The following is a 25,016-nucleotide window of genomic DNA, read 5'->3' as shown; positions in this document are numbered from 1 at the left end:
TCGCGCCTGCGGCCCACCCCGGTCCTCCTCCGTCAGGTGCCGGTGGGACGCGTGCCGAAGGCCGCGGCCAGGCGCGCGCCGATGAGCCTGCGGGCCTCGTGCGCGTCGTCGACGAGGCTCCCGAGGAGCACGAAGGGATGCACCATGCCGGCGAAGCGCACGTACTCCGTCGGGACGCCGGCGTCCGAGAGCGCCGCGGCGTAGGCGGCGCCCTCGTCGACGAGCGGATCGCACTCCGCCGTGATCACCGTGCTCGGCGCCAGCCCGATGAGGTCCTGCGCGAGGCCCGGCGACAGTCGGGGGTCGGTCCGATCGGCGTCACCGCCGTAGGCGGCCAGGAAGTAGTCGATGTCGCGGGCGGTGAGGAAATGCCCCTCGCCGTAGGTGCGGTAGCTCTCGGTCGGCGCGGGCCGGGCGTCGACGAGCGGGTAGACCAGCACCTGGTGGACCAGGGGTGGCTCGCTGCCGCGCAGCGCCTGGGCCATCCCGGCGGCGAGGTTCCCGCCGGCGCTGTCCCCGGCCACGGCGACCCGCGCCTGGTCCGTCCCGAAGCCGGCGGAGCCGTCGAGGAGGGCGCGGGTGACGGCGAGGCAGTCCTCGTAGGCGGCCGGGAACGGCGCCTCCGGTGCTCGCCGGTAGTCCACCGCGACGACGACCGCGCCTGCGTACCGGGCGATGTCCCGGCAGGTCGTGTCGTGGGTGTCCAGGTCGCAGAGGACCCACCCGCCGCCGTGGAAGTAGGCCACCACGGGTAGCCCGTCCTCGTCGCTGGGCCGGTAGACGCGCACCGGGACCGCGCCGGCGGGCCCCGGCACCGTCGCGTCGCGGACCTCGGCCAGCGGCGCGGGCTCGCCGGTGAGCGGGACCACCGCGGCGAGCTGCGCCCGGTTCTCCTCCACCGTGCACGTGTCGAGCGGTGGCGCGTCCGCCACCATGTCCAGGAAGGCCTGCGCCTGGGGGTGTACCGGCATGGCGCGGACCGTAGGGCGGCCGCGGAGCGCGCGGGCACCCCCGCCCGGGGGTGCCCGTCCGCCTCAGGCCGGGGTGATCGAGAGGGTCAGCGCCCGGCGGCCCTCCTCCGAGCGGGCGGTGGCGAGCCGCTCCTCGGACGGGGTGCCGTACTCGGTGGTGCGCTGCCGGGCGGGCCGGCCGATCGCCGCGGCCATCGCCTCGAGCTCCGCGATGGTCTTGAGCGAGCCGTTCTCGCTGCCGGCCATCCGGCTGATCGTCTCCTCCATCAGCGTGCCGCCGAGGTCGTTGGCCCCGCCCTGCAGCACCGCCTGCGTGCCGACGTCGCCGAGTTTGACCCACGACGTCTGGATGTTGCCGATCCGCCCGTGCAGCAGCAGCCGCGCGACGGCGTGCACCGCCCGGTTCTCGCGCACCGTCGGCCCGGGACGGGCGACGCCGGCCAGGTAGATCGGCGCGTTGTGGTGCACGAACGGCAGCAAGACGAACTCGGTGAACCCGCCGGTCTCGTCCTGCTGGCGGGCGATCGTGCGCAGGTGCGCCACCCAGTGCGCCGGGGTGTCCACGTGGCCGTACATCATCGTCGACGTCGTCGGGATGCCCACGCGGTGCGCGGTCCCGACGATCTCCAGCCAGGTCGCCGCGGGCAGCTTGCCCTTGGTGAGCACCCAGCGGACGTCGTCGTCGAGGATCTCCGCCGCGGTGCCGGGGACGCTGTCGAGCCCGGCCTCCTTCGCCGCACGCAGGAAGTCCTCGAACGACAGCCCGGTCCGCGCCGAGGCGTTGACGATCTCCATGGGGGAGAAGGCGTGCAGGTGGATGCCGGGCTGCCGGCGCTTCACCTCGCCGATCAGGTCGAGGTAGGCCGAGCCCGGCAGGTCGGGGTGGATGCCGCCCTGCATGCAGATCTCGGTGGCGCCGGCCGCCCACGCGCGGTCCACCCGGTCGCCCACCTCGGACAGCGAGAGCGTGTAGGCGTCGGCGTCGGTGCGCCGCTGCGCGAACGCGCAGAACCGGCAGCCGGTGTAGCAGACGTTGGTGAAGTTGACGTTGCGGTTCACGACGTAGGTGACGTCGTCGCCGGTGACGTCGCGCCGCACGCCGTCGGCCAGCGCGGTGAGCGCCTCCAGGTCGGCGCCGTCAGCACCGAGCAGCGCCAGGTACTGGGCGTCGCGAAGGCCGGCGGGGTCGCGCTCGGCGGCGCGCAGCGCGGCGTGCACCTCGGGGTCGCCGACGGCCAGCGCGGTGGAGGAGCCGTCGCGGGCGGCCGTCGTCCGGTCCCGCAGGTCGGCCCAGTCGCCGTAGACGGCGTCGAAGTCGCCGCGCCGGTCGGACGTGCGCCCGACGGTGTCCACCTCGACGTGCAGATCGGTGCGACCGGTTCCCGGACCCGTGGCCACCCACGCCTCGTCGGGCTCCTGCCACGGCAGCCCGGCCGGCACCCGGCCCTCGACGGCGAGGCCGTCGGGCCCGGCGAGCGCGGCCACGTGCGGGCGCACCCGCGGGTCGAGCCACGGCTCGGGCTCCAGCACGTAGCGCGGCTGGGCGGCCAGCCGCTCGCGCAGCGTGAACCCGCCCTCGGCGGTGAGCGCGGCCAGCTTGTCGATGTTCGGCCAGGGCCGCTCGGGGTTGACGTGGTCGGGCGTGAGCGGGCTGACCCCGCCCCAGTCGTCGACGCCGGCGCGCAGCAGCAGCCCGAGCTCGGTGGAGTCGGAGAGGTTCGGCGGGGCCTGCACCCGCGCCCGCGGGCCGAGCAGCAGCCGGGTGACGGCGACGGCGGCCACGTACTCCTGCAGCGCGAGGTCGTCGTGCGCGGCCATCGCGGTGCGCGGCTTGGCGCGGAAGTTCTGGACGATGACCTCCTGCACGTGCCCGTGCCGCTGGTGGGCGGCGCGGATCGCCAGGACGGCGTCGACGCGCTCGGCGGCGTCCTCGCCGATGCCGAGCAGCACGCCGGTGGTGAACGGGACGGCGGAGCGGCCGGCGTCCTCCAGGACCCGCAGCCGCACCGCCGGCTCCTTGTCGGGGGAGCCGAAGTGGGGGCCGCCGCGTTCGGACCACAGCCGGGTCGCCGTCGTCTCGAGCATCATCCCCATCGACGCGGACACCGGCTTGAGCCGCTGGATCTCCTCCCAGGTCATGACGCCGGGGTTGAGGTGCGGCAGCAGCCCGGTCTCCTCGAGCACCCGGATCGCCATGGCCCGCAGGTAACCGAGCGTGGAGTCGAAGCCGTGCGCCTCCAGCCACTCCGCGGCGACCGGCCAGCGGTCCTCGGGGCGGTCGCCGAGGGTGAACAGCGCCTCCTTGCAGCCCAGCGCCGCGCCCTGCCGGGCGATGTCGAGCACCTCGTCGGGGGAGAGGAACGGCGCCTTCCCCTCCCGGCGCAGCTGCCCCGGCGTGGTCACGAACGTGCAGTAGTGGCAGCGGTCGCGGCACAGGTGGGTGAGCGGGATGAACACCTTGCGGCTGTAGGTGACGACGCCGGGGCGGCCGGCCGAGGCCAGGCCGGCGTCGCGCACCCGGGAGGCGGCGGCGAGCAGCCGGTCGAGCGGCTCGCCGTCCCCCAGGCCTCTCGCCGACAGCAGCGTCTCCGCCTCGCCGGCGTCGAGGGTCACCCCCCGCTCGGCGCGCGCGAGGGCGCGCCGGAGCGCGGACGGCACGGTGGTCTGCGGCTCGCTCATCGCCCCCGACGCTAGACCTGCCCGCGCCGGAGAGCGCCTGTGTCCCAGGTCACGCGACTCGTCAGGGCCCTTGTAGCGCTAGTGGCCCGGAGGGGCGTCGACGTACCGGCCGCGCAGCCGCAGCAGGGGAGCGGCGTCCTCCCGCAGCACGGGCACGCCCTCGACGGCGAGCAGCGCGAGCACGTGGTCCCCGGCCTCCACCAGCCGGTCGAGCCGGCAGTCCAGGCCGACGACGCCGCCGTCGAGCACCACCGCCCCGCTGTGCGGCGCCCGCGACCACGGCACGCCCTCCAGCAGGTGGCGCGCCGAGGGCCGGCCGGCCGAGGAGAACCGGCTGGCGAGGATCGCCTGCCCGGCCGCGAGCACGGTGAGCGCGCACGTGCCGACCGCCTCGAGCACCTCCGCCGGGTACCCGTCCGCGGTGAGCCCGACGGCTACCAGCGGCGGCTCGGCGGACACGCTCGTCACCGACGTGACGGTCGTGCCGACGTCGTCGATGTCGTCGCGGACGGTCAGCAGCCCCACCCCCGCCGCGTACTGGCGCAGGGCGGCGCTGAACTCGGAGGGCGACACGGGCATGCGGCCAGTCGACCACACCGGCCAGGATGGGCCCGTGAGCAGCGCAGATGAGAAGACCTACGACGTCGTCGTGCTGGGTGCCGGGTCCACCGGCGAGAACGTGGCCGACGTCGTCGTCCGCGGGGGGCTCCGCGCGGTGCTGGTGGAGGAGCACCTCGTCGGCGGTGAGTGCTCCTACTACGCGTGCATGCCCAGCAAGGCGCTGCTGCGCGGCACGGAGGCGATCGAGGAGGCGCGCGCGGTCAAGGGCGCGGCCGCCGCGGTCACCGGCGAGCAGGACGTCGCCGCCACCCTCGAGCGCCGCGACTCCTTCACGAGCAACTGGGACGACGCCGGCCAGGTCCGGTGGGTCGAGGGCGCCGGCATCGACCTGCTGCGCGGCACCGCCCGGCTCGACGGCGAGCGCACCGTCGTCGTCACCGGCCACGACGGCACCGAGACCCGGCTGACCGCCCGGCACGCGGTCGCCGTGTGCACCGGCTCGGAGGCCGCGGTCCCGCCGGTCGAGGGCCTGCCCGACGTGCAGCCGTGGACCCCGCGCGAGGCCACCAGCGCCAAGGAGGCCCCGCGCCGGCTGCTCGTGATCGGCGGCGGCTACGTGGGCTGCGAGATGTCCTTCGCCTGGAACGCGCTCGGGTCCACCGTGACCCTGCTGCAGCGCGGCGACCGGCTGCTGCCCGGCGCCGAGCCGCAGGCCGGCGACGCGGTGCTCGCCTCGCTGCGCGACCGCGGCGTCGACGTCCGCCTCGACGCCGACGTCACCGCCGCCCGCCGCGACGGCGACGAGGTCGTGCTCACCGTCGGCGGCGAGGAGCTGCGCGGCGAGGAGGTGCTGGTCGCCACCGGCCGGCAGGCGCGCACCACGGCGATCGGCGTGGACACCGTCGGCCTGGAGCCGGGGGAGTACCTCGACGTCGACGACACGCTGCAGGTGCGCGGGCTGCCCTGGCTCTACGGCGTCGGCGACGTCAACGGCCGCCGCCAGCTCACCCACATGGGCAAGTACCAGGCCCGCCAGGCCGCGGCGGCCATCGTCGCCCGCGCCCGCGGCGAGCAGGTGGCCGTCGAGGACTGGTCGCCGTACACCGCGACCGCCGACCGGGCCGCCACCCCCGCCGTCGTCTTCACCGACCCGCAGGTGGCCAGCGTCGGGCTGACGAGCGCGCAGGCGCGCGAGGCCGGCCTGCCGCACCGGGTCGTCGAGTACCCGATCGGCTCGGTCGCCGGCGCCTCGCTGTTCGCCGACGGCTACGAGGGCACCGCGATCGCCGTCGTCGACACCGAGCGCGAGGTGCTGCTCGGCGTCACCTTCGTCGGCCCGGCGGTCGCCGAGCTGCTGCAGGCGGCCACCATCGCCGTCGTCGGGGAGGTGCCGATCGCCCGGCTGTGGCACGCGGTGCCGGCCTACCCGACGGTCAGCGAGATCTGGCTGCGGCTGCTCGAGACCTGGCGCGGGTGAGGCCGGGGGCGCGTGCTGAGGTGGGGGCGTGCCCGCACCGTCCCGCACCTCCTGGCGCCGCTACGTCGCCCTCGGCGACTCCTTCACCGAGGGGCTGAGCGACCCCGACCCCGACCGCCCCGGCGAGTACCGCGGCTGGGCCGACCGGCTGGCCGGGCACCTGGCCGCGGCGGCGCCGCACGACGTCGAGTACGCCAACCTCGCCATCCGCGGCCGGCTGCTGCCCCAGGTGCTCGCCGAGCAGGTCCCGGTGGCCCGCGCCGCCCGGCCCGACCTGGTCAGCCTGGTCGCCGGCGGCAATGACCTGCTCCGCCCGGGCGCCGACCCCGACCGGCTGGCCGCCGCGCTGGAGGAGGCCGTGGCCGGCTTCCGCGCCGACGGCGCCGACGTGCTGCTGGCCACCGGCGTCGACCCGCGGCTCACGCCGATCATCCGGCGCACCCGCGGCCGGGTCGCGGTGTTCAACGCCTCGCTGTGGTCGATCGCGGCGCGGCACGGCGCCGTCGTGCTCGACCAGTGGGGCGCGGGCTGGCTGCTCGACTGGCGCCTCTGGGACAGCGACCGCATCCACCTCACCGCCGAGGGGCACCGCCGGATCGCCCGGGCCGCGGCCGCCGCCCTCGGCGTGCCGGTGACCGGCGACGACGACTGGCGCACCCCGCTGCCCCCGGCCCCGCCGCGCGCGCTGCGGGCCGCGCTGGCCGAGGAGGCGGCGTGGGTGCGCGGGTTCGTCGCCCCGTGGATCGCCCGCCGGGTGCGCGGGCGGTCCTCCGGGGACGGGCGTGCGCCCAAGCGGCCGGTGCCGCTGGCGCTGCCCCGCGCCTGAGCCTCAGGCGCGGGGCTCGTCCTCGGGCTCGTCGGTGTCGTCGACGACCTTGAGGAACGGGCGCGGCGGGAACGGCAGGTCGTCGTCCTCGAGCGCGATGAGGTCGATGCCGTCGCTCCCGGCCACCGGCAGGTCCTCGGCGACGACGGCCTCCAGCTCACCGGTGACCGCCTCGAGCACCGCGGCGGCCTCCTCGGCGGCCTTGCCCACGATGACCTCGGCGGACGTGGTGTCGGCGCGGCTGGGCAGCGGCGCGGGCCGGCCGAAGGCGTAGCCCTGGGCCATGGCGCAGCCGTGCCGGCGCAGCCACTCGGCCTGGTCGAGGTCCTCGATGCCCTCGGCGATGACCTGCAGGCCCATGCCCTGGCCCAGCTGCAGCAGGCCCTGCACCAGCGCCGCCGACGACGGCTCGCGGACCACCCCGGCGACGAACGACCGGTCGATCTTCACCGTATGGATGGGCAGCCGGTGCAGCGCGGTGATCGCCGAGTAGCCGGTGCCGAAGTCGTCGAGCGCCAGCGTGACGCCCCGCTCGGTCACCTCCTGCACGGCCTGCAGGGTGGCCTCGGCCGCGAACAGCGCCGTCGACTCGGTGATCTCCAGCTCCAGCCGCTCCGGCGGCAGGCCCGACTCGTCGAGGGCGTCGGCCACCAGCGCGCTGAAGCCCTCCTCGGCCAGGTGCCGGGCGGACACGTTGACGTGCACCCGCAGCCCGGCCGGCCAGCCGGCGGCGTCGGTGCAGGCCCGGCGGAGCACCCAGGCGCCCAGCTTCGACGTCAGCCGGTTGTTCTCCGCGGCGTCGAGGAAGGCGCCCGGCGGGAGCAGCCCGCGGGTGGGGTGCTGCCAGCGGATGAGGGCCTCGTAGCCGAGCAGCGTCTCGTCGGCGAGGGAGACGATCGGCTGGTAGAAGAGCCGGAGCTCGTCCTCCTCCAGCGCGCGGCGCAGGTCGGTCTCCAGCTGCAGCAGGTCGACCTCGTCCTCGGTGAGGCCGCCGTCGTGCACCTCGATGCGGCCCTGGCTGCCGTCGCGCTTGGCGCGGGTCATCGCGCTGTGCGCCTGCTTCAGCAGGTCGTCGGGGGCGACGTCGGAGCCCAGCGTCAGGCCGACGCTGGCCGACAGCACGATCTCCCGGCCGCCGAGCTGGAACGGGTCGTCGAGGACGGCGAGCAGCCGGTCGGCGAGCGCGCGCAGCCCGTCGAGGTCCTCGACGTCCTCGGCGAGGATGAGGAACTCGTCGGCGCCGAGGCGCACGGCGGTGTCCTCGACGCGGGTGCTCCAGCGCAGCCGGTCGGCGACCTGGCTGAGCAGCTGGTCGCCGGCCTCGGTGCCGAGGGTGTCGTTGACCGCCTGGAACCGGTCGAGGTCGAGGTGCACCAGGCCCACCTGCAGCCCGCGGCGGCGGGACAGGGCGAGGGCGTGGGCGAGCCGGTCGGTGAGGGCGCGCCGGTTGGGCAGGCCGGTCAGCGGGTCGGTGAACGCCCGCCGGACCAGGTCCTCCTCGGCCCGGCGGCGGTCGGTGACGTCGACCAGCGACAGGACGGCGAACTGCGGCTCGCCGGAGCTGCGGTGGACGACGTCGTGGCTCTGCTGGACCCACAGCTCGGTGCCGTCGGCGCGGCGCAGGCGGCGCTCGCCGTCCTGGCGCAGCCACGGGTCGAGGGCGCCGTCCTCGCCGGCGGCCGGGGCGTCGGGCAGGGGGGCGTCGTCGGGGTGGGCCAGCAGGTCGACGTGCCGGCCGACCATGTCGTCCATCCCGCGGCCGGCCAGCGCGCACAGCGCGTCGTTGACGACCAGGAGGTGCCCGTCGAGGTCGACGAGGGCCTTGGGCACGGGGGAGGAGAGGAACAGGGCCCGGAACATCTGGCCGCGGTCGGCCAGCAGCGTGTCGATGGCCCGCAGCCTCGTCCCCGCCGGTGCACTGCCGCGCTCGCCGGGCTGGTCGGCCCGGGGCCGCGGCACGTGGGGGGCGCTGAGAGTCACCCGGACAGCCTCTCCGACGTCGCCGCCGGAGTGACGGAACCCGCCCTCGGAATGTCGTGGTCGCCTGGTCACATCGGGTGACGACGCCGTCCCATCGGGAACATCCGCCCCGCCTCTCGCGCTGGTGCGGGGCGTGGACAAGAGGATCGGGTTCCTGAGCTTCGGTCACTGGCAGCCGATCGCCGGCTCGCGGGTGCGCACCGCGCGCGACGCGCTGGTGCAGACCGTCGAGCTCGCCGTCGCCGCCGAGGAGCTCGGCCTCGACGGCGCCTTCGTCCGGGTGCACCACTTCGCCCGGCAGCTGGCCTCGCCGTTCCCGCTGCTGTCGGCGATGGCGGCGCGGACCTCGCGCATCGAGCTGGGCACCGGCGTCATCGACATGCGCTACGAGAACCCGCTGTACATGGCCGAGGAGGCCGCGGCCACCGACCTGCTCGCCGACGGTCGCCTGCAGCTCGGCGTGAGCCGGGGGTCACCGGAGACGGCGCTGCGCGGCTCGGAGGCGTTCGGCTACGTCCCGCCCGACGGCGCCACCGACGCCGACCTGGCGCGGGAGAAGACGGCGCTGTTCCTCGCCGCGGTGCGCGGCGCGACCGTCGTCGACGCCGACCCCGGCATGACCGGCGGCGCCCGCGGCCGGCTGGCCGTGCAGCCGCAGTCGCCCGGTCTGGCCGAGCGCATCTGGTGGGGCGCCGGCACCCGCGCCACGGGGGAGTGGGCGGCCCGCCAGGGCCTGAACCTGATGAGCTCGACGCTGCTGTCGGAGGACACCGGCGTGCCCTTCGACGAGCTGCAGGCCGAGCAGATCGCCCGCTACCGCGCCGCCTGGGCCGAGGCCGGCTGGGAGCACGAGCCGCGGGTCTCGGTGAGCCGCAGCGTCGTCCCGATCGTGTCCGACCTCGACCGCGTCTACTTCGGCGACGAGCGCCGCTCCTCCGACCAGGTCGGCCTGCTGGAGGGGGTGCGCGCCCGCTTCGGTCGCAGCTACGCCGGCGAGCCCGACCAGGTCGCCGAGGAGCTGGCCAAGGACGCCGCCGTCCGCGAGGCCGACACCCTGCTCATCACCGTGCCGAACATGCTCGGCGTCGAGTACAACGCCGCGCTGCTGGAGAACATCGCCCGGCACGTCGCCCCGGCGATCGGCTGGACGCCCTCCCGCTGAGCCTGCGCACGGACGAGTGGCCCGGGACCTGTGCGGTCCCGGGCCACTCGTGTGTGGGAGGAGGTGTCGCGGTGCCCGGGGTCAGGGGGCGCCGGGGTGGGCGGCCGGTCAGGAGGCGTCGAAGGTGACGTTGCCCGCGGCGTCGACGTTGGCGAGGACCTCGCCGGTGTCGGCCGGGTCGTCGGTGAGGGCGACGGTGCAGGTCAGCTGGAGGCCGTCGGCGGCGACCAGGACGGTGCGCTCGCCGGCGTCGCAGGTGGAGGTCACGGTCAGGCCGGCCTCGGTGGCGAACTGGTCGGTCAGCAGCGCCTCGACGTCGGCCACCGGCACGTAGACCTGGTCGCTCTCGATGGTCACGTTGCCCTCGTCGTCGGTCTGCTCGACGGTGAAGGTGACGTCCTGGCCCTCGAGCGAGCCGGTGCAGGTGGTGACGGTGCCGGCGGCGAGGTCGACGTCGTCGGGGCAGCTGACGTCGGTCAGCGTGACGCCCACCTGCTCCTGTGCCAGCGAGGCGATCTCGCGCTCGGCCTCGGCGGTGTCGAGGACCCGCGGGGCGAAGAGCAGGAAGGCGCCGATGCCGAGGCCGGCGAGCACGAGGACGGCGACGACGCTGCCGACGATCGCGCCGGTGCGCTTCTTCCTCGGCTGCTGGGCCGGGGCGCCGAAGCCGGGCGCCGGGAACGGCGGCGGGGCGTAGGGACCGTGTCCCTGCGGGGCCTGGGCGGCGTACGGCTGGGCGCTGTAGCGGGGGTCGTGGACCTGGGTCATGTCCGGCTCCTCGATCGGGCCCGGGACCGTTCCCGGGTGCTCGGGAGCACGGTGCCGCGCGCCACTTGCGGCGACCTTCGGCGTCACTTGCACGCGACGACAAGTGGCCCGGCTCAGGCCTCCACCGGCACCAGCCTCGGGGCGTCCGGCGTCACGGCGAGCAGGTCGGTCACGTGGGCCCGCAGGTACTGCAGGTACACCGGGACCGCGGTCCGCAGCTCGTGGCCCGGCCGCCCCCAGGTCAGGTAGTCCCGGTCCAGCAGCTCGTCCACCGCTGCCTGGCCGCCGGCCTCCAGCGCGGACTCCAGGCCGATGTCCAGCCGGGCGCCGGTGGTCTGCGCGAACAGGCACAGGATGCGTCGTTCGCCCTCGCTGAAGCGGTCCTGACGTCGGCGCTCCTCCGCCGTCAGCTCCGTGTCGGTGTCGAGGACCAGCGACAGGTGCGGGTCCGCGGTGGCCAGGGTCTCCAGGTGCCGCCGGATCGACCCGGTTCCGCACAGGCGGGGCGCCCCGGGGTCCGCGCGGACCTCGCCCTCGAGCCGGTAGCGGAGCTGGGCCCAGAAGTAGGGCCGCAGACCGGTGACGGGGTGCACCTGCTCGGCGAAGTCGCGCGGCGAGACGGCGGCGCGCGACAGTCCCCGGACGGTCAGCCCCTCGCCGTCGTCGGCGAGTGGGCCGAGGAAGTAGCTGACGCCGTCGGACCACGTGAGGTCGGCCGGGCAGTGCACCGACTGCCAGATCTTGAACTCGTGGACGCTGCGGTGGAACCGCTGCACCGTGCCCACCAGCGCCAGGTTGGTGAAGGTCTGTGCCCCGAGCCGGCCGGCCGTCCGGCGGCCGTCACTGCCCTGCTCGGGCAGCAGCAGCACATCGAGCTCGTCGAGGACGACGGGGACCGGCGGACCGCCGTCGAGCGCGTCGTCGAGGTCCTGCAGGAGCTCGACCAGGTCGGTCGTCTCCGCGGGGAGGGTGAGTCCCAGGTGGCGCCGGACGCTGCGGCGCAGCTGCCGCGTGACCGATGCCTGCCAGCCGCCGAAGTCGGCGACCGTGGTCGGTGTGTCCCCGAGGTCGAGCCAGACGGCGCCGCGCTCCCCGCGCCTGCTGAACTCGTTCGCCAGCGTCGACTTCCCGGCCCGGCGCGTGCCGTGCACGAGGCTGCCGACCCGCGGTCCCGGTCCCTCCAGCGTCGAGCTCAGCACCGCCAGCTCCTCGGCCCTGCCCCGGAACAGCTCGGTCGGGATGTCGCTCGCCGTCACGCTGACCGGCGGGTCCAGACGCGTGTCGGGCAGCACCAGGGTGCGGGTGTCAGCCCCGACCGAGACCTCGAGCGTCGCGGCCGTCGCCAACGGCAGGGACACGTAGCCGGTGGCTCGCGCGTGGCCCGCGGCGAACGGCCCGAGCGTCACCGCTTCCCCGTCGACCACGAGGGGCAGCCGTCCGCGGGGGGACCGGTTGACCAGCACGACCCGTGCAGTGCCGCCCTGGTCGTGGACGACCAGCAGGTCGTCGAGGCCGGCCTGGTCGGCGCTCTCCTGACCCATTCGCTCGTCGAGGACGTGTTGGAGAGGAGGGCTCAGCCGGTGTTCCTGCGCGCGCCGAGCGGTCTCTGCGGGGTCGCCGAGCAGCGTCTCGACGCTCGCGGCGAGGCCGTCGAGCTCGGCGAGGGACGGGGCTGCGTCCGTGATCCGGTACACCGCCGACCAGCGCGCGGGGAGTGGCGCCACCACGAGCCGCCACCCCACGGTCCCCGCGGTCTGGATGCGCTCCAGCACCTGGCGGGGACGCAGCACCGTGAGGACGTCGACCATCCCAGCGGCCGTGAGGGCGACCGCCAGCCCGTCGTCCTCGGGCGCCAGCCAGGCCACCCAGGGCGCGGCGGTGCACAACTGCTCCCAGGCGTCCGCGTCCGCCGCGACGGCCGACTCCCGCAGGCGCAGGCCGGTGTCGTTCACCCCGCGCGGCTGACCGGTCAGCCAGCTCTCGACGAGGTTCCGGATCCGGTTGACGGCGATGGCGTTCGTCTCTCGCGTGGCCCGCGCACGGTCGGCAGCGAAGGCGGTGAGGGCGTCGGCGAAGCAGACCGTGTCGCCGGGCTCGCCGGCGACCCGCCGCTCGATCTCGTTCTCGACGAGCAGGAGGGCCACGGCCTGCCGGCCGTGCCGGACGCGCTCGAGGTCGGCCACGCCCACGCGACCTGCCAGCCGGCGGAGGGTGTCGCGGCGCAAGGCCCAGCTGCCGGGCCGCGTGATCTCGCCGACCACGGTGCGGGCGGCTGACTCGTCCGGGGTCCCGGCCCGCTCGCCGACGAGTGCGACGGCGCGGTCCCGGGTCCGCGCCTCCGCACCGCGGATGCCGACCCAGTTGGTCGCGTCGACCGGACCGAGTCGTACGGTGCGGACCCGCATCGGCTCGGGCATCCCGGTCGTACGCCGGTTGAGCTCACCGAACAGGTCGCCGAGATCGGTGTGGGCGGGGAAACGCAGCCGGCGGTCGCCGTCGACGAGGACCAGGCCGTCCACCGGTTCGCGCCGATCGGGTCCGGTGACCTCCCAGCCCTTGCTATTGCGCGCGATCCGGGCCGTGGCGTCCTGGACCCTGGACCAGGCGCCGTCAGACGTACGGGCCCAGACGCCGTCCTCGTCGGGCGCGTCGTCCCGGCTGGCCTCCAGCAACGCCGCCAGCGCTCCCGCCGTGGGGATCTTGTCGTCGCGTCGGGCGGGGATGGCGGCGCCGGGGAGCAGGACGGTCTCGCCGTCGGCCGTCCGGTGGAGGGCGAACCAGTCGTCCGGCTCGCAGAGCGCCGCCGACCGCTCCCAGAGGCGCGGTGCCACCTGGCCCGTGGCCGTCGAACTCCCCGACAGGTGCATCCCGTCGAGCAGAGCACCGAGCAGGCGCTGGACCGTCTCGTGTTTGGGTGCGAGCGCCATGAGGAGTTGCACGAGCTCCAGGGCAGCGTCCGCTGCGGATGCCGCAGGGACACCGCGGTCGTACACCACCCCTCGGGCAGAGCCACGACGTACCGCCGCGTGGACGGCGGTGGTCGGCCCGGGCTCTCGCCACGCAGGGTCCTCGAGCAACCGGGACAGGGGCTCTGCGCAGGTCAGCTCTCGGTCGGGGCGCCGGCCGGTGGCCATCCAGGTCCCCACCGGGAGCTCGGGCAGCTGCGGCGCCCGGTCGACGACCTGGGTGACCTGCCAGGGCTTGAGCGCGGATGTGGGCTGTCCCTCGAAGCGGGGGTGCCAGGGGGAGACGACGGTGACGACGCCGTCCGTGACCCGGGCGACTGCATGTCCCGTGCCCCCCATCGCCGATGCCAACGGGATCTTGTAGCTGAATCCGTTGCCACGCCTGGGCGGGGTCACGCGCGGGCTCCCGCACCCTGCCGGCGGGCGGCCTGGGCGTCGGCCCAGCTGTCCCAGCGCTCGGGCTCGGGCAGCCCGTACAGGCAGCGCTGGCGCAGCGACCACCCCTCCGGCAGGTCGTTGTCCGTCAGCACGCCAGCAGCTCTCCAGGGCGTGCAGATCACGAGATTCCGCACCAGGGAACGCAGGGCCACGGGAGCGTCCTGGTCACCGCTGAGGAGCAAGAACTCGGTGTGCGGCGCCTCCACCTCACGCTGCGCGATCCAGGAGCTCAGGAGCAGGTCGTCGGTACCGTCCTTCCTGGACGGGCGCTGACTGCCGGCGTCCACGTACAGTCGCCGACCGGGCGCATCTGCACCGAATCCCTCGGCGATCCGTTCCCGGCTGCGTCCCACGAGGACGACCTCGGCGGTCGGGATCCCGGTCCGTGGGTCACCGGCAGCCAGCTCCTCGATCACCGGCCGCAGTGCCGCCGGCAACCACGTGCGCAGGCGCTGGTGCCCGTAGACGGCCGGACGGGCGGTCATGTCCCGCTCATAGGCCATGATCAGGTTCTCGGTGTCCACGACCAGGTACCTCCGCAGGCGGTGGCCTGCGATGACCGCCGGGAAGCGGGAGCCGTCCACACCGTGCGGGAAACCGAAACGGTCACCCTGCTCGGCGCCCAGTCGCCTGGCCAGGTAGTCAGCGCCGGACTGACGGCTACTGCCTGTCGCGGCGCGGCGGGCGAGCACCGGGTACAGCGAGGTCCGCAGGAGGGACGGCAGCGTCTCCTCGGAGACGCGGCGGCGCGCCTCAGGGGTCCAGCCGCCCTCCGCCTCGGCCGCCTCCGCGGCGAGTTCGAGCAGGCCCAGCCATCCGCCGCAGTCGACGAGGACCCGGTCGGCGTCCTCGTCCGTCAGTCCCCGGTCACGGAGGAGGCCTCGGGCGTCGCCGTCGGTCAGGTGGGGGAAGACCTCCGGGTCGAAGTTGCGACAGACCAGTCCGGACAGGCGCTCGAACGCCGGTCGCTGGACCTCGCGGGCGAACACCTTCAGGTCCTCGGCCTCGGGAAGGGAGGTCAGCAGGACGAGTCCGAAGCGGGGGCCCTCGCCGCGGACCGAGCGCTGGGTCAGCGCGACGTACCGGCACAACTCGTCGAGGACCTCGTAGCAGGCGTCGGGCACTGCGCTACCACCGGCGTCGAGTGCACCGTCCCAGTCGTCCACGACCAGGGTGATCGGGGCACCGGCCGCCTGCATCGCCTCGTTGAGCATGTACTCGTAGAGGAACCCGGGGTCGTCCGCGACCTCCTGCTCCTGCGTCGCGTCGACGCCCAGGAGGCGCCAGAGGGCGGCACGCACCTCGGTCGTGGTCTGGCGGCGGGCCACACGCCTGACCGGCCAGTACACGACCTTGTGCGGCACCGGGTCGGTGGTGGCGGGCTGCTCGGCGAGCGCCCGGAAGAACGTCGTCTTCCCCGTCTTGCGTGCGCCGAGTACGACCGCCTTCACGAAGTCCTGCTGGCAGAGCACCCGACGCCACCAGGGCAACCAGCTGCCAGTCATGTCGGTTCGCTCCGCCGTCGTCATCCCCGTGCCTCCTGCGCCGGTCCGTCGTCGCCCAGGACATCGGCCGATGTGGTTCCGGAGTTGAGGGGAGGGCAAGCGGGGACCCCACTCTCGAGGGATCGCGCGCCCGGCAGGGATCGAACCTGCGACCAAGTGCTTAGAAGGCACCTGCTCTATCCGCTGAGCTACGGGCGCTCGGTCGCCGATGATGACACCTCCCGCGGTGCCCGTGTGCGCCGCGGCACGGCGGGGTGACGTTCCGCGGATGCGGCGTCCACAGGCGCCGCCGCGTCCACAGCCGGCCGCGGTCGCCGTCCGTGGGCGGCCACCGGGCCCAGGGTCGTCGGCGGACCGGCACCGCGCCGGCCACGAGACCCCCGAGGAGCACCGTGAGCGCCACCGAGATCACCGTCACCGGCAACGTCGTCGCCTCGCCCAGCCGCGTCCGCACGCAGGGCGGGGCCGTGACCAACTTCCGCGTCGCCGCCACCGAGCGCCGCTACGACCAGGCCACCGGGACCTACGTCGACGGGTCCAGCTTCTTCGTCGACGTCGAGTGCTGGAACGAGCTGGGCGCCAACGTGGCGGCCAGCGTCAGCAAGGGCGACCCGGTCGTCGTCCGCGGCCTCCTGCGCACCGAGGAGTGGGAGACCGAGAAGGGCCGGGGCAGTCGACCGCGGATCAAGGCCCGGGCCGTCGGCCTCGACCTGAGCCGGGGCACGGCCGAGTTCCGCAAGACGCAGCGCAGTGCACCCGCCGCGCTCCCGGTGGAGGAGCCCCTGGACCAGGCGCTGCGGGACGAGCTCGACGAGGTGCCCGACGAGGAGACGGACGGCCGGGACTACTCCGGCCCCTCCGAGCCGTTGTACGAGCTGGACCCCGACTCGTCCGCGGCCGGCGCGGCGCCCGACGCCCTGCCGGAACCGGCTCTCCACTAGCCGCCCGCGAACTGGGAGGATCGGGACCGAGAACGCACGGGGGCCGGGCCGGACGGAGCGCCGGCCCGCCCCTCCGCGCGCTTGCCGCGAATGGACACCCGCGCACCGACGGAAGGCTCGAACGCCCAGTGGCTCAGTACATCTACACCATGGCCCGTGCCCGCAAGGCGCACGGCGACAAGGTCATCCTGGACAACGTCACGCTGTCCTTCCTGCCCGGCGCCAAGATCGGCGTGGTCGGCCCGAACGGCGCCGGCAAGTCGACCGTCCTCAAGATCATGGCCGGCCTCGACCAGCCCTCCAACGGCGACGCGTCGCTGGCGCCCGAGGCGACGGTCGGCATCCTGCTGCAGGAGCCGCCGCTCAACGAGGAGCTCGACGTGCGCGGCAACGTCGAGGAGGCGGTCAAGCCGCTGCGCGACGCGCTGACCCGCTTCGAGGAGGTCAGCGCGGCGATGGGCGAGCCCGACGCCGACTTCGACGCGTTGCTGGCCGAGCAGGGCGAGCTCATGGAGGTCATCGAGCAGAACGACGGCTGGGAGCTCGACAACCGCATCGAGCAGGCCATGGACGCGCTGCGCTGCCCGCCCGGCGACGCCGACGTCACCGTGCTCTCCGGTGGTGAGCGCCGCCGCGTCGCGCTGTGCAAGCTGCTGCTCGAGGCGCCCGACCTGCTGCTGCTCGACGAGCCCACCAACCACCTCGACGCCGAGAGCGTCGCGTGGCTCGAGCAGCACCTCGAGAAGTACGCCGGCACCGTCGTCGCCGTCACCCACGACCGGTACTTCCTCGACAACGTCGCCCAGTGGATCCTCGAGCTCGACCGCGGCCGGGCCTACCCCTACGAGGGCAACTACTCGACCTACCTCGAGACCAAGGCCGCGCGGCTCAAGGTCGAGGGCGCCAAGGACGCCAAGCGCCAGAAGCGCCTCGCCGAGGAGCTCGAGTGGGTCCGCTCCGGCGCCAAGGCCCGGCAGGCCAAGAGCAAGGCCCGCCTCCAGCGCTACGAGGAGATGGCCGCCGAGGCCGAGAAGTACCGCAAGCTCGACTTCGAGGAGATCCAGATCCCCCCGGGCCCCCGGCTGGGCAACGTGGTCGTCGAGACCCACGACCTCACCAAGGGCTTCGGGGACCGGCTCCTCATCGACGACCTGACCTTCACGCTGCCGCGCAACGGCATCGTCGGCGTCGTCGGCCCCAACGGTGCGGGCAAGACCACGCTGTTCAAGATGCTGGTCGGCGAGGAGAAGCCGGACGACGGCGAGATCAAGGTCGGCGAGACCGTCAAGGTCTCCTACGTCGAGCAGAGCCGCAGCGGCATCGACCCGAAGAAGACCCTGTGGGAGGTCGTCTCCGACGGCCTGGACCACATCAAGGTCGGCAACGTCGAGATGCCGTCCCGGGCCTACGTGGCGGCCTTCGGGTTCAAGGGCCCGGACCAGCAGAAGCCGGCCGGCGTGCTGTCCGGCGGTGAGCGCAACCGGCTGAACCTGGCCCTGACGCTCAAGCAGGGCGGCAACCTGCTGCTGCTCGACGAGCCCACCAACGACCTCGACGTCGAGACGCTCACCAGCCTCGAGTCGGCGCTGCTGGAGTTCCCCGGCTGCGCCGTGGTGGTCAGCCACGACCGGTGGTTCCTCGACCGCGTGGCCACCCACATCCTCGCCTACGAGGGCGACTCGAAGTGGTTCTGGTTCGAGGGCAACTTCGCCGACTACGAGAAGAACAAGGTGCAGCGGCTCGGCCCCGAGGCCGCCCGCCCGCACCGGGCCACCTACCGCAAGCTCACCCGCGACTGACGAAGGACCCCACTGCCCCCCACGCCTCGCACGCTCGGCGCGGGACCCTGCAGCGGGGCCGTTCCAGTCCCTCACCGACGGCCCGGCCGGAGCACGTGCTCCGGCCGGGCCGTCGGCGTTCCCGTGCCCGGTCAGGGGCGGAAGGCGGCCACGAGGCGGGCCTGCCGGCGCGTCTCCACGGCGCGGGCCCGGTAGCCGCGGCGGACGAACGCCACCGCCTCCTCCGGCCGGACGCCGTCGAGCACCGCCAGGCACGCCAGCGCCGTCCCCGTGCGGCCCGTCCCGCCGCCGCAGGCGACCTCCACCCGCTCGGCCGCCGACCGCTCCCACACCTCGCTCAGCGCCGCCCGCAGGGCGCCGGGGTCGGCCGGTAGCCGGAAGTCCGGCCAGCGCACCCAGCGGGTCTCCCAGGGCAGGACCGGCGGCGGCCGGCCGAGCAGGGACAGCCCGACCTGCGGCACCGGTCCCGCCGGCAAGGGGCGGCGCAGCCCGCGGCCGCGCGCGCGGCGCCCCGACGGCAGCACCAGCACGCCCGGCGTGCCGTCGTCCCAGGGGGCCACGCTCCCGACGGTAGAGCGGGGTGCCGCGTCGACGGGCCGCCCGCCGTGCGGCAGGGTGTCGGACCGTGCGGTTCACGGTGCAGGTCCCGATGCGCTGGTCGGACATGGACGCCTACGGGCACGTCAACAACGTCGTCCACCTGCAGTACTTCGAGATGGCCCGCGTGGCGCTGTTCTTCGAGCGGGCCTCGCTGGAGGAGCGGACGGGGCTGCGCCGCGGCACCGTCGTCGCCGCGCACGAGATCTCCTACAAGCGGCCGGTGGTGTACTCCGCCCGGCCGCTCGACGTGCAGATCTGGGTGTCGGGCATCCGGGCCGCCGCCTTCACCTGCCACTACGAGGTGTTCGACCACGAGCGCCTGGCGGTCACCGGCAGCACCCTGCTCGTGCCGTTCGACTTCACGATCGACCGGCCGCGCCGGCTCAGCCCCGACGAGAAGGAGTTCCTGCTCCGCTGGGCCGACGAGCCGGAGGCGGGCGCCGCGGCGGGGGAGTAGGCCTCAGCGGTACGCGCCGGCCTGCACCACCCCGCCGCCGGCGTGCATCCAGTCGCGCGGCGGCGCCGTCTCCACCACCCGCTTACCCAGGGGGAACAGCCCGACGGCGGCCAGCTTGAACGAGGCCACGCCGAACGGGATGCCGACGACCGTCAGGCAGAAGACGACGCCCGCAGCGAGGTGCACCAGCGCCAGCCACCAGCCGGCCACGAGGAACCACAGCAGGTTGCCCACGGCCGACACCACCCCGGCGCCGGGTGCGCGCACCGTCGTCCGCCCGAACGGCCAGACCACGAAGCCGGCCAGCCGGAACGCGGCGATGCCGAACGGGATGGTGACGACGAGGACGCAGGCGATCAGGCCGGCCAGCGCGTAGGCCAGCGCCAGCACCCAGCCGTGCAGGACGAGCCAGACCAGGTTCAGCAGCGTGCGGAGGGTGTCCACACCGGTTCCACGGACCGGCGCGCACCGGGGTTCCGAGCCGGCCGCCGAGCCGGCCGCCGAGCCGAGGTCTCAGCCGGCGACCAGCCGCGGGACCGGACGGCCGGCACCGGTCGGCGCGCCGCGGCGGGCGGCCTCCTCCTCGGACACCGGCCGGACGTCGGCGCCCTCGGCGATCTCCGCCCCGGCGAACACCGCGGCGTTGATCCCGCCCCGGTGCACCATCGCCTTCACCAGCCGCGCGCCGGTCAGCCGCTCCAGGTGCGCGCACGGCGGGCAGCGCTTCATGCCGAACAGCAGCGCGTCGCCCACGGTGAACCACCGGCCCACCAGCGCGGGCAGGTCGACGCCGGCCGTGACGAGGTTGCGGCGGGTGTCGCCCGGCGTCAGCGGCACGCCCACCTCGGCGGCCACCGCCGCGACGTCCGCGCCGTCGATCAGCGTCAGCTGCTTCTCCAGGTCGGGGTAGCGCGCCCACGTGCCGCCGCCGAGCGCGTAGCGGTCGCCCTCCAGCCCCTGCCCGACGACCAGCCGCGCGGCGGGCACCCGGCGCATCGGGGCGGCGGCCTCGGCGGTCAGCCAGATGTCGGTCACGGTCACGGGGATGCCTCCGCGGGGGCCGGGCGCCGGCGGCGCCGGGGCGGGTCGTCGTCGGCGCCGCGGGCGTCGAGCGCCTCGCTGACGTCGTGGGCCATCTGCAGCACCTGCACCAGCAGCGGGGCGACCGTCGTCCGCAGCGCCCGCAGCCCGCGGGGCGAGCCGCCGCGGGCGGCCTGCGCGGCGCGGATCCGGTCGGCGCGCTCGACGAGCACCGGGATGAACCGCAGCGCCATCGCGACCACGAGCCCGATCCGCGCCGGTCGCACGCCGACCAGGCGCAGCGGGCCGCACAGCCGCTCGACCACCGCCACCATCGCGCTCACCCGCGTCGTCGCGGTCACCACCGCCGCCGCCAGCACGAGCGCGAGCAGCCGCAGGGCCACGTGCGCCCCGGTGCGCAGGTCGGTGGTCAGCGCGTGCACGACCAGCAGCGCGAGCAGCCACCAGCGCACCGCCCACGCCTGCCGGGCCAGGACGGGCACCGGCAGCCGCGCGACGACCAGCCCCACGACCAGCACGGCCGCCAGTGCGGCGCCGGCGGCGGGGAGCGTCGGCAGGAGGAACAGCGCGACGGCGAGCGCCGCCAGGCACAGCAGCTTCACGCCGGCCGGCGCCCGGTGCACGACGCTGCCCCGCGGGACGTAGAGGGCGAGGGTCACCGGTCGGCCATGAGCGCGCGGTAGGCGGCCACCGCCGGGCCCGGCCCGGCGTCCTCGACCACCCGCCCGCCGTCGACGACGAGCACCCGGTCGAAGCCGGCGAGCAGGTCGAGCTGGTGGGTCACCACGACCACCTGCTGCTCGAGTCCCGCGATGAGCTCTGCCACGCGGCGCGCGTTCACCAGGTCCAGCAGCGTCGTGGGCTCGTCGAAGACGATCCGGGCCGGGCGCATGACGAGCACCCCGGCGATCGCCAGCAGCTGCTTCTGCCCGCCCGACAGCAGGTGGGCGGGGTGGTCGGCGTGCCCGGCCAGGCCGTACCGCTCGAGCACCTCGGCCACGCGGGCGGCCCGCTCGGCGGGCGGCACGCCCTGGTTCTCCAGCCCGTAGGCGACGTCCTCGGCGACCGTCGGGTGCACGATCTGCGCGTCGGGGTCCTGGAACACGAAGCCCACCCGCCGGCGCACCGCCCGCACCTGGGTGCGGGTGTCCAGGCCGTCGACGGTGACGCTGCCCGCCGTGGGCAGCACGAGCCCGTTGAGCAGCCGGGCGAACGTGGACTTGCCCGACCCGTTGGCCCCGACGACGCCCACGCGCGCCTCGGTGAGCGTCAGGTCGATGCCGTCGAGCACCACCCGCTCGCCGTACCGGTGGCCGACGCCGCGCAGCTCGATGCCGCGGCCGGGCTCGGCGACGTCGGGGGCGGCGGTGCCGGGCGCCCCGGTCGCGCCGGGACGGCGGAACCTCACCGGCTGCCGACGGCCCGCCGCGGACGCTCGATCACCGGGTAGCTGCGCCGCACGACGTCGGCGATGGCGGCCGCGACGAACGCCTTGAGCAGGTCGCCGGGGAGGAAGACGGCGGCCTGGACGGCCGTCGTCCACAGCGGCGCGTCCAGCACGGCGGCGGTCACCGGGATGCCGACCGCGTACACGAGCACCATGCCGCCCAGGACGTTGACGGCCATGCCCCAGGCGACGTTGTAGCGGTCCCACAGGCGCTCGGTGAGGCAGCCGATCAGCGCCGCGGCGAACGGCCAGCTGAAGAGGTACCCCGCCGTCGGGCCGGCGAAGGGCGCGAGGCCGCCGGCCCCGCTGGACAGCAGCGGCAGGCCGACCGCGACCAGCACGAGGAACAGGAGCACGGCGAGGAACCCGCGGCGGGCCCCCAGGACGGCGCCGGCGAGCATCACGCCGAGCGTCTGGGCGGTGATCGGCACGGCGCCGACGGGGATGGCCGGCAGGGTCCCCAGCACCGCGATGATCGCGGCGAAGAGGGCGACGTAGGCGAGGTCCCGGGTCTTCACGGCGTCTCCTCCACAGGCGGCGGGCGGGCCCGCGAGTTCCCGGCGGAAGGTACCGGAGGGCGCCGCGGCGGCGGCCGGGCGGGCGTGTCCGCGGGGTCTGCGGACGGCCTCCGGCGGGTCCCCGGAGCCGTCGCGGTGGGTGGCGGCGCGCTCACCTGCAGATACTCCCGCCGGTTTGCCCGGCCCTCCCGGGACGTGTTGTCTGGGAGGTGCAAGGCCCTCGGCGAAGGCGGAACACAGGCATGGCAACCGGGTGGTGGGCATCGCTGTGGTCGTGGGGACGCCATGACCTGGTGGACCCGGCGGACCCGCAGGAGCCGGAGCGGTCGCAGGTCCCCGACCGGGACCCGCGGCCGGAGCCGGACCCGCAGCCCGTCCCGGAGGAGCGCCCGGCGGCACCACCGCAGGGGCTCCCGCCGGCGGCCCCGGCACCGGGCCCGCCACCGGCTCCGGCGGCGGCCCCGGCGGCCCCGGCGGCGCAGCCGGGACCCCCGTCCCGGGACCCCGCACCGGCCCGTCCCGCCGTCGCCGTACCGGCCAGGCGTCAGGCTCCGCACCCGGCTCCGGCCGGGGCGGCGCGGAACGGGACGGCGGCACCGCCCCGGCCCGGCCCGCAGCACCACCCCGCCGGCCCTCCCGGCCGGCCCGGGTCCCACCCCGACCCGGTGCGCAGCGCTCCGCTGCGTCCCCCTCCGAGAACGACAGGAGCCCCATCCGTGGCACAGCTCGACAACGTCATCGCCGACCTGCTCTCCATCGACGGCGCCAGCGGCGCGGCCATCGTCGACATCGACAGCGGCATGGCCCTCGCCTTCGGCGGCACCCCCGGCTTCGACCTCAACGTCGCGGCCGCGGGCAACTCCAACGTGGTCCGCGCCAAGCTCCGCACGATCGCCGACCTGGAGCTCAAGGACGAGATCGAGGACATCCTCATCACGCTGGCCGGCCAGTACCACCTGATCAACGTGCTCAAGGGCCAGGGCAACGCCGGCCTGTTCATCTACCTGGTGCTCAACCGCGTCACCGGGAACCTGGCGCTGGCCCGGCACAAGCTGCGCGCCGTCGCGGGCGCCGTCGCCGTCTGACCCGCCACCGGCGCTCTCCCCGGACGGGGGCCGGGGAGGGCGCCGGGCAGGGGACGGCCGGGGCGGGGTGACCCGGCCGCTCAGGCGGCGGTGGCGGCCTCGACGATGCGGTCGCGGACGGCGTCGAGCGCGAGCTCGTTCGTGTCGATCCACCGCGCGACGCGGCCGCCGGAGACGATGCCGACGCGGTCGCAGCACTCGGCGAGCTCGTCGGGGTCGACCGAGACGACGACCACCGACGTGCCGTCCGCGGTGGCCTCGTCGAGCAGCTTGCGCACCTGGGTGCGGGCCCGGACGTCGAGGCCGCGGGTGGGCTCGTGCAGCACGACGACGTCGCGCGGGGCCGAGGACATCCACCGGGCCAGCGCGAGCTTGTGCTGGTCGCCGCCGGACAGCGCGCCGAACATCGTCCTGATGCTCAGCGTCTTCACGTCGAGCTGGTGCACGGTGCGGATGACGCCGCGCAGGGTGGCGATCTCGCTGCGCACGTCGGTGAGCGCGCCCCACGCCTCCTGGCTCAGGGTGCGGGCGATCGTCTCGCCCGGGTCGACCCCGTAGGCGTCGTCGTCGGGCCGGTAGGCGGGCAGGTGCAGCGCGGCCTCGTCCTCGCCGAGGCACCGCTCCTCGCCGTGCAGCACCAGCTCGTCGGTGATCGCGGGCAGCTCCCCGCTGAGGGCGCCGGCGATCTCGCGGACGCCGGAGGAGCGGTGGCCGGTCAGGCCGATGACCTCGCCGCGGCGCAGCACGAGGTCCACGCCCTCCACCGCGCCGGGCACCCGCAGGTTGCGCACCCGCAGCGCCACCTCGTCCGACGGCGCCAGCCGCGAGGAGGTGCGCGCGGGCGCCGCGGCGGTCGGCACGGGCTCGGCGCCGGCCGGCTCCGGGGCGGCCGCCGACGCCGCGCGGGGCGCCGGGAGGGACACCGGCTCGCCGACGGTCTCGGCGGCCAGGCGGACCGGGTCGAGGTCGGCGGCGGGGCGGTCCAGGGCGATCCGGCCGTCGCGCAGCACGAGCACCCGGTCGACGACCTCGAGCATCTCCGGCAGCCGGTGGCTGATGTAGAGGACGCCGCGGCCCTGGCGGCTGAGCCGGCCGGTGACGGCGTGCAGGCTGGACACCTCCAGCGGCAGCAGCGCCGCGGACACCTCGTCCAGCACGACCATCCGGGTGTCCTCGGCGAGCACCCGGGCGGTCTCCACCAGGCCGTGCACGAAGTGCGGGAGGTCGCCGATGAGGGTGTCGGGGTCGACGTCGAGCGCCACCTCGCCGAGCAGGACCTGCGCCTGCCGGCGCAGCTCGGCCTGGGGCCGGCCGGCCTGCGGCGTGCCGCGGAAGACGGCCTGGGCGACGGTGAGCCCGGGGTCGATCCGCACGAGCTGCTGGACGACGCCGACGCCGAGGTGGCGGGCGTCGTCGGGGGACAGCGGGGCGTACGGGTGACCCATCAGCGTCATGGCGCCGGCGTCGGCGGCGGTGATGCCCGCCAGCACGTCGCCGAGGGTCGACTTGCCGGCCCCGTTGGTGCCGACGAGCCCGACGACCTCGCCCTCGTCGACGCTGAAGGAGACGTCCCGCAGGACCCGGCGGGCCCCGAAGGACTTGCGCAGACCCTCGACCTGCAGCAGCGCCATGGCTGGGCGAGCCTCCCCCGGAGAAGGTCACCCGACCAGGGGTCGAGGACCGTGTGACAGCGTCCCCCGTGACGCTCCGTTCCGGATCGGATGCTACCCGCGTGGGCCGGGGGCGCCTCCCGGGACGGCGAGTCGGCCTCCCTGCAGGGGCCCGCCACGAGCTC

At 75.2% G+C, this 25,016-nt stretch carries 21 protein-coding genes and 1 tRNA gene; 7 read left to right on the top strand and 15 right to left on the bottom strand.

The features are described 5' to 3' along the window. Window positions 1–32: 32 nt before the first annotated feature. The 3 genes from ACI79X_RS06775 to ACI79X_RS06765 form a co-directional block, all read right to left on the bottom strand. The gene (locus tag ACI79X_RS06775) at window positions 33–971 is read right to left on the bottom strand and encodes an alpha/beta hydrolase (RefSeq protein ID WP_457024653.1); all 939 of its coding nucleotides are present in this window, start codon (window positions 969–971) and stop codon (window positions 33–35) included. A 63-nt stretch (window positions 972–1,034) separates the two neighbouring features. Further along, window positions 1,035–3,650, bottom strand: a complete 2,616-nt coding sequence (locus ACI79X_RS06770; protein WP_457024652.1) for a bifunctional FO biosynthesis protein CofGH — start codon at window positions 3,648–3,650, stop codon at window positions 1,035–1,037. 78 nt (window positions 3,651–3,728) lie between these two features. Further along, window positions 3,729–4,229, bottom strand: a complete 501-nt coding sequence (locus ACI79X_RS06765) for a flavin reductase family protein (RefSeq protein ID WP_457024651.1) — start codon at window positions 4,227–4,229, stop codon at window positions 3,729–3,731. A 34-nt stretch (window positions 4,230–4,263) separates the two neighbouring features. On the opposite strand from ACI79X_RS06765, the gene ACI79X_RS06760 reads away from it, so the two are divergent. Further along, the gene (locus ACI79X_RS06760) at window positions 4,264–5,688 is read left to right on the top strand and encodes a dihydrolipoyl dehydrogenase family protein (protein ID WP_457024650.1); all 1,425 of its coding nucleotides are present in this window, start codon (window positions 4,264–4,266) and stop codon (window positions 5,686–5,688) included. Between the two features lie 28 nt (window positions 5,689–5,716). After that, window positions 5,717–6,514 carry an SGNH/GDSL hydrolase family protein gene (locus tag ACI79X_RS06755; RefSeq protein ID WP_457024649.1) on the top strand — a complete coding sequence of 266 codons (798 nt, stop codon included), beginning with the start codon at window positions 5,717–5,719 and terminating at the stop codon, window positions 6,512–6,514. 3 nt (window positions 6,515–6,517) lie between these two features. On the opposite strand, the gene ACI79X_RS06750 is transcribed toward ACI79X_RS06755, so the two are convergent. Beyond that, window positions 6,518–8,494, bottom strand: coding sequence for a putative bifunctional diguanylate cyclase/phosphodiesterase (locus ACI79X_RS06750; protein WP_457024648.1), 1,977 nt, complete (start codon window positions 8,492–8,494; stop codon window positions 6,518–6,520). 133 nt (window positions 8,495–8,627) lie between these two features. Here ACI79X_RS06750 and ACI79X_RS06745 point away from each other — a divergent pair, with 133 nt between their 5' ends. Continuing rightward, the gene (locus ACI79X_RS06745; RefSeq protein ID WP_457024647.1) at window positions 8,628–9,656 is read left to right on the top strand and encodes an LLM class flavin-dependent oxidoreductase; all 1,029 of its coding nucleotides are present in this window, start codon (window positions 8,628–8,630) and stop codon (window positions 9,654–9,656) included. Between the two features lie 108 nt (window positions 9,657–9,764). Here ACI79X_RS06745 and ACI79X_RS06740 read toward each other — a convergent pair whose 3' ends face one another. From ACI79X_RS06740 to ACI79X_RS06725, 4 genes are all read right to left on the bottom strand, one after another. Continuing rightward, complete coding sequence (locus tag ACI79X_RS06740; RefSeq protein WP_457024646.1) at window positions 9,765–10,424, bottom strand: DUF4333 domain-containing protein; 660 nt, start codon at window positions 10,422–10,424, stop codon at window positions 9,765–9,767. A gap of 113 nt (window positions 10,425–10,537) precedes the next feature. Then, window positions 10,538–13,363 carry a hypothetical protein gene (locus ACI79X_RS06735; protein ID WP_457024645.1) on the bottom strand — a complete coding sequence of 942 codons (2,826 nt, stop codon included), beginning with the start codon at window positions 13,361–13,363 and terminating at the stop codon, window positions 10,538–10,540. Between the two features lie 419 nt (window positions 13,364–13,782). After that, window positions 13,783–15,357, bottom strand: a complete 1,575-nt coding sequence (locus tag ACI79X_RS06730) for a hypothetical protein (protein WP_457024644.1) — start codon at window positions 15,355–15,357, stop codon at window positions 13,783–13,785. A 101-nt stretch (window positions 15,358–15,458) separates the two neighbouring features. Next, window positions 15,459–15,531 (bottom strand) — tRNA-Arg (locus ACI79X_RS06725). A 194-nt stretch (window positions 15,532–15,725) separates the two neighbouring features. On the opposite strand from ACI79X_RS06725, the gene ACI79X_RS06720 reads away from it, so the two are divergent. Further along, entirely contained in the window at window positions 15,726–16,274 is a 549-nt protein-coding gene (locus ACI79X_RS06720) for a single-stranded DNA-binding protein (RefSeq protein WP_457024643.1), read from the top strand. 128 nt (window positions 16,275–16,402) lie between these two features. Next, window positions 16,403–18,073 carry an energy-dependent translational throttle protein EttA gene (ettA, locus tag ACI79X_RS06715; RefSeq protein WP_457024642.1) on the top strand — a complete coding sequence of 557 codons (1,671 nt, stop codon included), beginning with the start codon at window positions 16,403–16,405 and terminating at the stop codon, window positions 18,071–18,073. Window positions 18,074–18,204: 131 nt separating this feature from the next. On the opposite strand, the gene ACI79X_RS06710 is transcribed toward ettA, so the two are convergent. Then, window positions 18,205–18,633, bottom strand: coding sequence for a phosphatase domain-containing protein (locus tag ACI79X_RS06710; RefSeq protein WP_457024641.1), 429 nt, complete (start codon window positions 18,631–18,633; stop codon window positions 18,205–18,207). Between the two features lie 65 nt (window positions 18,634–18,698). Between ACI79X_RS06710 and ACI79X_RS06705 the strand changes: the two genes are divergently transcribed. Beyond that, a complete protein-coding gene (locus tag ACI79X_RS06705) occupies window positions 18,699–19,130 on the top strand; it encodes an acyl-CoA thioesterase (RefSeq protein ID WP_457024640.1) in 432 nt (143 codons plus the stop codon). Window positions 19,131–19,133: 3 nt separating this feature from the next. On the opposite strand, the gene ACI79X_RS06700 is transcribed toward ACI79X_RS06705, so the two are convergent. The 5 genes from ACI79X_RS06700 to ACI79X_RS06680 form a co-directional block, all read right to left on the bottom strand. Further along, window positions 19,134–19,574 carry a YccF domain-containing protein gene (locus ACI79X_RS06700; RefSeq protein ID WP_457024639.1) on the bottom strand — a complete coding sequence of 147 codons (441 nt, stop codon included), beginning with the start codon at window positions 19,572–19,574 and terminating at the stop codon, window positions 19,134–19,136. 69 nt (window positions 19,575–19,643) lie between these two features. After that, window positions 19,644–20,171 (bottom strand): MOSC domain-containing protein, encoded by a 528-nt coding sequence (locus ACI79X_RS06695; RefSeq protein WP_457024638.1) that lies wholly within the window; start codon window positions 20,169–20,171, stop codon window positions 19,644–19,646. Further along, the gene (locus ACI79X_RS06690; protein WP_457024637.1) at window positions 20,168–20,830 is read right to left on the bottom strand and encodes an energy-coupling factor transporter transmembrane component T; all 663 of its coding nucleotides are present in this window, start codon (window positions 20,828–20,830) and stop codon (window positions 20,168–20,170) included. Before ACI79X_RS06690 ends, ACI79X_RS06695 begins: the two co-directional genes overlap by 4 nt. After that, window positions 20,827–21,579, bottom strand: a complete 753-nt coding sequence (locus tag ACI79X_RS06685; protein ID WP_457024636.1) for an energy-coupling factor ABC transporter ATP-binding protein — start codon at window positions 21,577–21,579, stop codon at window positions 20,827–20,829. The genes ACI79X_RS06690 and ACI79X_RS06685 overlap by 4 nt, the downstream gene beginning before the upstream one ends. Continuing rightward, window positions 21,576–22,136 (bottom strand): biotin transporter BioY, encoded by a 561-nt coding sequence (locus tag ACI79X_RS06680; protein WP_457024635.1) that lies wholly within the window; start codon window positions 22,134–22,136, stop codon window positions 21,576–21,578. Before ACI79X_RS06680 ends, ACI79X_RS06685 begins: the two co-directional genes overlap by 4 nt. Window positions 22,137–22,852: 716 nt before the next feature. Between ACI79X_RS06680 and ACI79X_RS06675 the strand changes: the two genes are divergently transcribed. After that, a complete protein-coding gene (locus tag ACI79X_RS06675; protein ID WP_457024634.1) occupies window positions 22,853–23,221 on the top strand; it encodes a hypothetical protein in 369 nt (122 codons plus the stop codon). 80 nt (window positions 23,222–23,301) lie between these two features. Here ACI79X_RS06675 and ACI79X_RS06670 read toward each other — a convergent pair whose 3' ends face one another. Beyond that, on the bottom strand, window positions 23,302–24,852 hold the full coding sequence (locus ACI79X_RS06670) for an ATP-binding cassette domain-containing protein (protein WP_457024633.1): 1,551 nt from the start codon (window positions 24,850–24,852) through the stop codon (window positions 23,302–23,304). Window positions 24,853–25,016: the final 164 nt, after the last annotated feature.

It is taken from the genome of Geodermatophilus sp. SYSU D01119 (assembly GCF_054049975.1).
This window is presented reverse-complemented; position numbering and strand designations above follow the sequence as displayed.

Excerpts from the sequence above, each read along its gene's own strand:
- ACI79X_RS06775 (WP_457024653.1), bottom strand. The coding sequence starts at position 971 with ATGCCGGTACACCCCCAGGCGCAGGCCTTCCTGGACATGGTGGCGGAC.
- ACI79X_RS06770 (WP_457024652.1), bottom strand. The coding sequence starts at position 3,650 with ATGAGCGAGCCGCAGACCACCGTGCCGTCCGCGCTCCGGCGCGCCCTC.
- ACI79X_RS06765 (WP_457024651.1), bottom strand. The coding sequence starts at position 4,229 with ATGCCCGTGTCGCCCTCCGAGTTCAGCGCCGCCCTGCGCCAGTACGCG.
- ACI79X_RS06740 (WP_457024646.1), bottom strand. The coding sequence starts at position 10,424 with ATGACCCAGGTCCACGACCCCCGCTACAGCGCCCAGCCGTACGCCGCC.
- ACI79X_RS06730 (WP_457024644.1), bottom strand. The coding sequence starts at position 15,357 with ATGACGACGGCGGAGCGAACCGACATGACTGGCAGCTGGTTGCCCTGG.
- ACI79X_RS06670 (WP_457024633.1), bottom strand. The coding sequence starts at position 24,852 with ATGGCGCTGCTGCAGGTCGAGGGTCTGCGCAAGTCCTTCGGGGCCCGC.